Annotated in this window: 7 protein-coding genes and 1 pseudogene; 6 read left to right on the top strand and 2 right to left on the bottom strand. The window is 51.0% G+C overall.

Going from position 1 to position 8,042, the window contains the following annotated elements; translation table 11 throughout:
* Positions 1-160: pseudogene (locus VJY99_RS19160) on the top strand (multidrug transporter MdfA); the annotation flags it as partial.
* Positions 161-251: 91 nt separating this feature from the next.
* Here VJY99_RS19160 and metG read toward each other — a convergent pair.
* Complete coding sequence (gene metG / locus VJY99_RS19155; protein WP_324121319.1) at positions 252-2,285, bottom strand: methionine--tRNA ligase; 2,034 nt, start codon at positions 2,283-2,285, stop codon at positions 252-254.
* Between the two features lie 163 nt (positions 2,286-2,448).
* Here metG and apbC point away from each other — a divergent pair, with 163 nt between their 5' ends.
* The 4 genes from apbC to VJY99_RS19135 all read left to right on the top strand — a co-directional run bounded on the left by apbC (position 2,449) and on the right by VJY99_RS19135 (position 6,919).
* Entirely contained in the window at positions 2,449-3,561 is a 1,113-nt protein-coding gene (gene apbC / locus VJY99_RS19150) for an iron-sulfur cluster carrier protein ApbC (protein WP_324121317.1), read from the top strand.
* Positions 3,562-3,852: 291 nt separating this feature from the next.
* Entirely contained in the window at positions 3,853-5,541 is a 1,689-nt protein-coding gene (locus tag VJY99_RS19145; RefSeq protein ID WP_324121314.1) for a sensor histidine kinase, read from the top strand.
* Entirely contained in the window at positions 5,535-6,263 is a 729-nt protein-coding gene (btsR, locus tag VJY99_RS19140; RefSeq protein ID WP_324121313.1) for a two-component system response regulator BtsR, read from the top strand. The genes VJY99_RS19145 and btsR overlap by 7 nt, the downstream gene beginning before the upstream one ends.
* A 185-nt stretch (positions 6,264-6,448) precedes the next feature.
* Positions 6,449-6,919 carry a DUF1456 family protein gene (locus tag VJY99_RS19135; RefSeq protein ID WP_324121311.1) on the top strand — a complete coding sequence of 157 codons (471 nt, stop codon included), beginning with the start codon at positions 6,449-6,451 and terminating at the stop codon, positions 6,917-6,919.
* A 90-nt stretch (positions 6,920-7,009) separates the two neighbouring features.
* On the opposite strand, the gene VJY99_RS19130 is transcribed toward VJY99_RS19135, so the two are convergent.
* The gene (locus tag VJY99_RS19130; protein WP_324121321.1) at positions 7,010-7,570 is read right to left on the bottom strand and encodes a nucleotidyltransferase family protein; all 561 of its coding nucleotides are present in this window, start codon (positions 7,568-7,570) and stop codon (positions 7,010-7,012) included.
* Positions 7,571-7,759: 189 nt separating this feature from the next.
* Between VJY99_RS19130 and VJY99_RS19125 the strand changes: the two genes are divergently transcribed.
* Positions 7,760-8,042, top strand: a 283-nt coding sequence (locus VJY99_RS19125; protein ID WP_324121309.1) for a hypothetical protein, incomplete at its 3' end; no start/stop codon positions are given.

Here is an 8,042-nt window from a genome sequence, read left to right as displayed (position 1 = left end):
GTTTATTTTTACCGTCGGCATCGAGGTGAGTAAGCATGCTTATCTGTTTGGCGGCAACGGTTTGTTCAGCGTGCTGAATTTGCTGGGTGGCCTTATTTGGCTCGGGTTGATGTTTGCGTTCTTGAAAGATAAGAGTGTCGGTAATCGCACTGACGCATAAAGTGGCTGGATGCCGCTTACGCTAATCCATTCTCAAAACGGTCAAAAAAATACCCCGGCATGCCGGGGTATTGTGTTTTTAGCGTGCGGTATTACTTAACCGCCATACCCGCTTGCGCACCGCTATCCGGGCTTAACAGGAAGATATCTTTCCCGCCAGGACCTGCTGCCATCACCATCCCTTCAGAGATGCCGAAGCGCATTTTACGCGGTGCCAGGTTTGCCACCATAATGGTCAAACGACCTTCCAGTGCCGCAGGGTCTGGATAGGCTGAACGGATACCCGAGAACACGTTACGTTTCTCGCCGCCAAGATCCAGCGTCAGGCGCAGCAGCTTGTCAGAACCTTCAACAAATTCCGCTTTTTCGATCAGTGCAACACGCAAATCCACTTTGGCGAAATCATCAAAAGCAATGGTTTCAGCTATCGGGTCGTCAGCCAGTGGGCCAGTCACCGGGGTGCTGGCGGCCTTCACTTCTTCTTTCGATGCTTCAACCAGCGCTTCAACCTGTTTCATTTCAATACGGTTATACAGCGCTTTGAAGGTGTTCACTTTATGGTTCAACAGCGGGGTGTTGATGCTGTCCCAGGTCAGTTCACAGTTCAGGAACGCTTCAGTACGTTCAGAAAGCGTCGGCAGAACCGGTTTCAGCCAGGTCATCAGTACGCGGAACAAGTTAATGCCCATGGTGCAGATGGCTTGCAGGTCGGCATCGCGGCCTTCTTGTTTCGCCACCACCCACGGTGCTTGCTCATCCACATAACGGTTTGCCGCATCGGCAAGCGCCATGATTTCACGCACAGCTTTACCAAACTCGCGGCTTTCCCACGCTTCGCCAATGGACTGTGCCGCATCGGTGAAGGTTTTGTACAGCGCTGGATCGGCAATTTCAGCAGAAAGCTGGCCGTCAAAACGCTTGGCAATAAAGCCTGCGTTACGGGAAGCCAGATTGACCACTTTGTTGACGATGTCGCTATTCACACGCTGCACGAAATCTTCCAGATTCAGGTCGATATCATCGATACGTGATGAGAGTTTCGCGGTGTAGTAGTAACGCAGGCTGTCCGCATCGAAATGGTTCAACCAGGTGCTGGCTTTAATGAATGTACCGCGCGATTTAGACATCTTCGCGCCGTTGACCATCACATAACCGTGGACAAACAGGTTAGTCGGCTTGCGGAAACCACTGCCTTCAAGCATGGCAGGCCAGAACAAGCTGTGGAAATAAACGATATCTTTACCGATGAAGTGATACAGCTCGGTGGTGGAATCTTTCTTCCAGTATTCGTCAAAGCTCTCGGTATCGCCGCGTTTGTCACACAGGTTTTTAAACGAACCCATGTAGCCGATTGGCGCATCCAGCCAGACGTAGAAGTATTTACCCGGCGCACCAGGAATTTCAAAGCCGAAGTAAGGCGCATCGCGGGAGATATCCCACTGTTGCAAGCCAGACTCGAACCACTCCTGCATTTTATTCGCCACTTGTTCTTGCAGCGCGCCAGAACGAGTCCAGGCTTGCAGCATTTCGCTAAACGATGGCAAATCAAAGAAGAAATGCTCGGAATCACGCATTTCAGGCGTTGCGCCAGACACCACGGATTTCGGGTCGATAAGCTCGGTTGGGCTGTAAGTTGCGCCACAGACTTCGCAGTTATCACCGTATTGGTCTGGAGATTTACATTTCGGGCAGGTGCCTTTAACGAAACGGTCTGGCAGGAACATGCCTTTTTCCGGATCGTAAAGCTGAGAAATAGTCCGGTTTTTAATAAAACCATTCTCTTTCAGGCGGCCATAAATCAGCGACGCCAGATCACGGTTTTCATCGCTATGCGTGGAGTGATAGTTATCATAGCTGATGTTAAAACCAGCAAAATCAGTCTGATGCTCCTGGCTCATTTCGGCAATCATCTGCTCTGGTGTAATACCTAACTGCTGTGCTTTGAGCATGATAGGCGTACCGTGTGCATCGTCTGCGCAGATGAAGTTAACCGTGTTTCCGCGCATTCGTTGGTAACGGACCCAGACGTCAGCCTGAATGTGCTCCAGCATATGACCGAGGTGGATTGAGCCGTTAGCGTACGGAAGTGCGCACGTTACCAATAATTTTTTCGCGGTTTGAGCCATAGTAGAAATTGCATCTTCTAAAGATAAAAGGGCTTTGATGTTAACCGAAAGGCCGCCTCGTGGTAAACCACACAAGGCGCACAAGGAAATTTTTATCGCCTCCGATGGGTTCTGGTATGCTTAACACACTGCAATGTCCGATAAAAAAACATAAGGAGTCGGGATGAACTCTCAATCCCAGGCAAGCAAATCCCCCGAGCAGCTACGCGCTATGGTTGCTGGGACACTGGCCAATTTTCAGCACCCCACCCTCAAACACAATCTGACTGCCTTAAAAGCTCTGCATCATGTCGCCATGCTCGATGACACGCTACACGTCGAGTTGCTGATGCCGTTCGCCTGGCGTAGTGGTTTTGAGGCCTTGCAAGAGCAATGCAGCTCAGATTTATTGCGTATCACCGGGGCAAAAGCGGTGGACTGGAAGCTCAGCCACAACATCGCTACCTTAAAGCGGGTGAAAAACCATCCGGGCATTAACGGCGTGAAGAATATTATCGCCATTAGCTCTGGTAAAGGTGGGGTAGGGAAGTCGAGTACGGCAGTAAACCTCGCGCTGGCGCTGATTGCTGAAGGGGCGAAAGTCGGGATTCTGGATGCGGATATTTATGGTCCTTCAATCCCTACCATGTTGGGTGCCGAACACGAACGCCCAACCTCACCCGACGGCACGCACATGACGCCTATTGTGGCGCACGGTCTGGCGACCAATTCCATCGGTTACCTGGTCACTGACGAAAACGCCATGGTGTGGCGCGGCCCGATGGCCAGCAAAGCGCTGATGCAAATGCTGCAAGAAACCATGTGGCCGGATTTAGATTACCTGGTGTTGGATATGCCACCGGGTACGGGCGATATTCAATTAACGCTTGCGCAAAACATTCCGGTAACCGGTGCGGTGGTTGTCACCACGCCGCAGGATATTGCGCTCATTGATGCGCGCAAAGGCATTGTGATGTTTGAGAAAGTGGATGTGCCGGTACTGGGCATCGTTGAGAACATGAGCATGCACGTTTGCAGCAATTGCGGTCATCATGAGGCGATTTTTGGCACTGGCGGTGCGCAGAAACTGGCGGACCAGTACCATACCAAACTGCTGGGCCAGATGCCGTTGCACATTACGCTGCGTGAAGATCTTGATGCCGGTAAACCGACGGTTATCAGCCGTCCGGAAAGCGAGTTTACTGCGGCATACCGCCAACTGGCGGGAAGTGTTGCCTCAACGCTTTACTGGCAAGGTGAAGTGATCCCGGCGGATATTGCGTTCCGCGCGGTGTAATCTCCGACCCTCGTCCACTCAGGGCGAGGGTTGTACTCCATTCATACCCTCCATCTCAACAAACCGTGTGATTACCGGTACGAAATCAAAAATTATTGAATCCCCTCAAAGAAAGTTATGACGCATCGTTGTATGTTACGCGCCCATTACCCGTCATATTTCAAGCTGCCTCTTTGTTGGCTGTGTGTACTCACCCGAATCACTTACTCAAGTAAGCTCATCGGGATTCGTCCACTTGCCGCCGTGATGCAACCCGAAATATTGAGGGGATAACTTTCAACGGCGGGTGTGATGTACGAGTTTAACCTGGTGTTACTGCTGCTCCAGCAGATGTGCGTCTATCTGGTGATTGCCTGGCTGATGAGTAAGACGCGGCTGTTTATCCCGCTGATGCAGGTCACTGTACGTTTACCCCACAAGCTTCTGTGCTACGTCACCTTCTCCATTTTTTGCATTATGGGCACCTATTTTGGCCTGCACATTGATGACTCCATCGCCAACACCCGCGCCATCGGGGCTGTCATGGGAGGATTGCTCGGTGGGCCACTGGTTGGCGGGCTGGTAGGGTTAACCGGTGGGTTGCATCGTTATTCAATGGGCGGCATAACTGCGCTGAGCTGCATGTTTTCAACGATTGTTGAAGGTCTGCTCGGCGGGTTGTTACATCGCTTACTCATTCGCCGCGGGCGCAGCGACTTATTGTTTAATCCGTTGACGGCGGGCGGCATTACGCTGGTGGCTGAAATTTTCCAGATGGGCATTATTCTGCTGATTGCCCGCCCATTTGCGGACGCCCTCCATTTGGTGAAAAGTATTGCCGCACCGATGGTCGTCACCAACACCGTAGGTGCCGCGCTGTTCATGCGTATTTTGCTCGACAAACGCGCGATGCTTGAAAAGTACACTTCGGCATTTTCGGCCACGGCACTGAAAGTGGCCGCCTCCACCGAAGGGATTTTGCGCCAGGGTTTTAACCAGGAAAACAGCATGAAAGTGGCGCAGGTGCTGCATCATGAGCTGGATATTGGCGCGGTCGCCATCACTGATCATGAAAAGCTGCTGGCATTTACCGGCATTGGCGCGGATCACCATTTACCGGGGCGTCCCATTGCATCTGATTATACCTGGCAGGCCATTGAGCGCGGCGAGGTGGTGTATGCCGATGGCAATGAAGTGCCATACCGCTGCTCGTTGCATCCTCATTGCAAACTTGGCTCGACATTGGTTATCCCACTGTATGGCGAAAACAGCCGCGTGATTGGCACCATCAAACTGTATGAAGCGAAAAACCGCTTGTTCAGCTCGATAAATCGCACCCTCGGTGAAGGCATCGCACAATTGTTATCCGCGCAGATTTTAGCGGGGCAATATGAACGACAAAAGCAAATGCTCACACAGTCAGAAATCAAACTGCTGCACGCTCAGGTCAATCCGCATTTCTTGTTTAACGCGCTCAATACACTGGTGGCCGTTATCCGTCGGGATAACGAACAGGCGTGTCAGTTGGTGCAATATCTCTCGACTTTCTTCCGTAAAAACTTAAAGCGCCCGAGCGAGATAGTGACGCTCGCCGATGAAATCGAGCATGTGAATGCCTATCTGCAAATCGAACAGGCGCGTTTTCAGTCTCGCTTAAAAGTGCAACTTAATGTGCCACCGCAACTGGCGCAGATACGGTTACCGGCCTTCACGTTGCAGCCGATTGTCGAAAACGCGATTAAACACGGGACTTCGCAACTGCTCGGGGTCGGCGAAATCACGATTAACGCTTGTCAGACGGGCGAGTATTTGCACCTTTCTATCGAAGACAATGCCGGTTTATACCAACAAAACACCCGCGCCAGTGGGTTGGGTATGAACCTGGTGGATAAACGCCTGCGCGCCCGATACGGCGATGACTGTGGCATTAAAGTGGATTTTGAGACAGACCGATTTACCCGCATTACCCTACGTTTACCTCTGGAGGAAACCCCATGTTAAAAGTGCTGATTGTCGACGACGAGCCGCTGGCGCGTGAAAACCTGCGCATCATGCTGCAAAACGAGCCTGACCTTGAGATTGTGGGGGAGTGTGGTAATGCGGTCGAAGCGATGGGGGCGGTGCATCGTTTGCATCCTGACGTGGTGTTTGCGGATATTCAGATGCCGCGCATCAGCGGGCTGGAGATGGCGAGCATGCTTGATCCTGAGCAGCGGCCCTACATTGTGTTTCTCACCGCGTTTGATGAGTACGCAGTAAAAGCCTTCGAAGAACACGCTTTTGACTATTTGCTCAAACCGATAGAGAGCAAACGGCTGGAGAAAACCTTACACCGTTTGCGCCATGAACGCGGCAGTCAGGATATGACGCTGCTGACGCCAAACCAGGAAAATCTCAAATTTATCCCGTGCACCGGGCAGAGCCGAATCTATCTGCTACAAATGGATGAGGTGATGTTTGCCAGTAGCCGGATGAGTGGCGTGTATGTCACCAACGCGCAAGGCGCGGAAGGGTTCACTGAGTTGACGTTGCGCACGCTGGAAAGCCGTACTCCGCTGGTGCGCTGCCATCGGCAATATCTGGTCAATATGGCGCATCTCAAAGAGATCCGCTTTGAAGACGGCGGCCAGGCAGAATTAATGTTGCGCGATGGGCAATCCGTTCCGGTCAGTCGTCGATATTTAAAGAGCCTGAAGGAGGCATTAGGGCTTAAAGCAATGTAAATACCCGTCATACTTCAAGCTTCAGCGGCGTTGGCTACGCTCACAAACCCCAGTCACTTACTCAAGTAAGCTCCTGGGGATTTGCGCACTTGCCGCCTTGCTGCCACTCGAATTATTTAGGGTATATATTGTCATCTCTCTATATACTGCCCGCTTTCAAGATTTAGAACGAGAGAACCATCACTATGATGAATAACGACGTATTACGCAGCGTGCGTTACATGCTGAATTTGGGCAACGACGATATGGTGAAAATTTTCGCCCTGACCGACGTTGCCGTGACTGCTGAGCAGATCGTAACCTGGACCAAAAAAGAAGACGAAGAGCACTTCAAACTCTGCCCAGACATCCTGATGGCAAACTTCCTTAACGGTTTGATTTACTTCAAACGCGGTAAAGATGAAAGCAAGCCGGCACCGAAAATTGAACGCAAGATGACCAATAACATCATCCTGAAAAAGCTGCGTATTGCGTTTGATTTGAAAACTGATGACGTACTTGAAATTCTGACTACCCAGGAATTCCGCATCTCAATGCCAGAAATCACGGCGATGATGCGCGCGCCAGAAAACAAAAACTTCCGCGAATGTGGCGACCAGTTCCTGCGCTACTTCCTGCGCGGTTTAACGGCACGCGTGCACGTCGCGAAGAAGTAAGAGACTGTTTTAAACGTCCAATGAATGTCGGATTAGCGTAGCGACATCCGACATCCGACATAAATAAGCGGCATGATTTTTATCACTCTTTTATGTCAGCTGTGAAGGAAGGTCGATATCACGCTGTGAATCGACATCGCTAACATCAATGAAATGAATGGCTTCATCGCGCAGCAATTCACGCGCACCGTTATCACCGGTTAACTGGCAAAGTTTGTCATACCAGGCGTGGGAGAACCCCACCGGATGACCCGGCTGCGTGTTTGCGCAAGGGCGCACCAACGAGTGGAATTCCAGAGCCTGCGCCACCTCGACAAATACCAGAGGGGGGACAAACGGCATATCCGCCAGATGAATCAACCAACCGTGCCAGTGTGGCGTCGCGCCAACACCCGCGGCAATCGACTCACCTAATCCACTGCTTTCGATAAGTGTTACGGGCACCTGTTGCGTGCTGCACAACGTTTGAATTTCAATATTTTCCGGACGAGTCACCACATGCACCGCAAGGCCTGAAGCCTGCGCGTGGCGCAGTGTTTGTGCAAACACGCTGCCGTCGTTGAGCAACGCATTGAGTTTATTGCCTTGTCCACCCGCTTGAGTAAAGCGTTCTGCTCGCCCTGCCGCCGTGATAATAATGCCAGGTTTGATATTCAAGACTGATTCCTCAGTACTTTTTTGTTGCGTCATAAAATCAACGACATGCGCAACAATGTTTTTTTATGAAAATGAGATGTTAATTCTCACATGGTTTAAGTATAAATATATACACTTATATTCATTACGGGAATGTATTAAAAACACGCTTAATTGTTTGAAAGTAAGACAATAATAAATTACATGGGATGCTTTAAGAGCAATTTTAATTCATCACGGCGCAGGTTTATTAAGCGCGCGGTGGTTGCCGGAGTCGCGGTCTATCTCGCCCCTCTCTATAGCCGAGCCTATGCCGCGCTATTTGAGCAAAAAATTCTCCAGTCTCCGAACTGGGATGCGAGAAACAAGCGTATCCGTTTCCGTATTGATGGCCGGGCGAAAGTCATGGGGCATAAAGTTTTTGCGCGTGATATTCGCGCTGTCGATATGCCGCACTGGCCGCAGAAACAGGCGCACGCTTTTATTC

The organism is Buttiauxella sp., from assembly GCF_035271705.1.
Classification (GTDB): domain Bacteria; phylum Pseudomonadota; class Gammaproteobacteria; order Enterobacterales; family Enterobacteriaceae; genus Buttiauxella.
This window is presented reverse-complemented; position numbering and strand designations above follow the sequence as displayed.

What these genes read in the sequence shown, in the direction of transcription:
- metG (WP_324121319.1), bottom strand. Translation starts at nt 2,285, where the DNA reads ATGGCTCAAACCGCGAAAAAATTATTGGTAACGTGCGCACTTCCGTAC.
- apbC (WP_324121317.1), top strand. Translation starts at nt 2,449, where the DNA reads ATGAACTCTCAATCCCAGGCAAGCAAATCCCCCGAGCAGCTACGCGCT.
- VJY99_RS19145 (WP_324121314.1), top strand. Translation starts at nt 3,853, where the DNA reads ATGTACGAGTTTAACCTGGTGTTACTGCTGCTCCAGCAGATGTGCGTC.
- btsR (WP_324121313.1), top strand. Translation starts at nt 5,535, where the DNA reads ATGTTAAAAGTGCTGATTGTCGACGACGAGCCGCTGGCGCGTGAAAAC.
- VJY99_RS19135 (WP_324121311.1), top strand. Translation starts at nt 6,449, where the DNA reads ATGATGAATAACGACGTATTACGCAGCGTGCGTTACATGCTGAATTTG.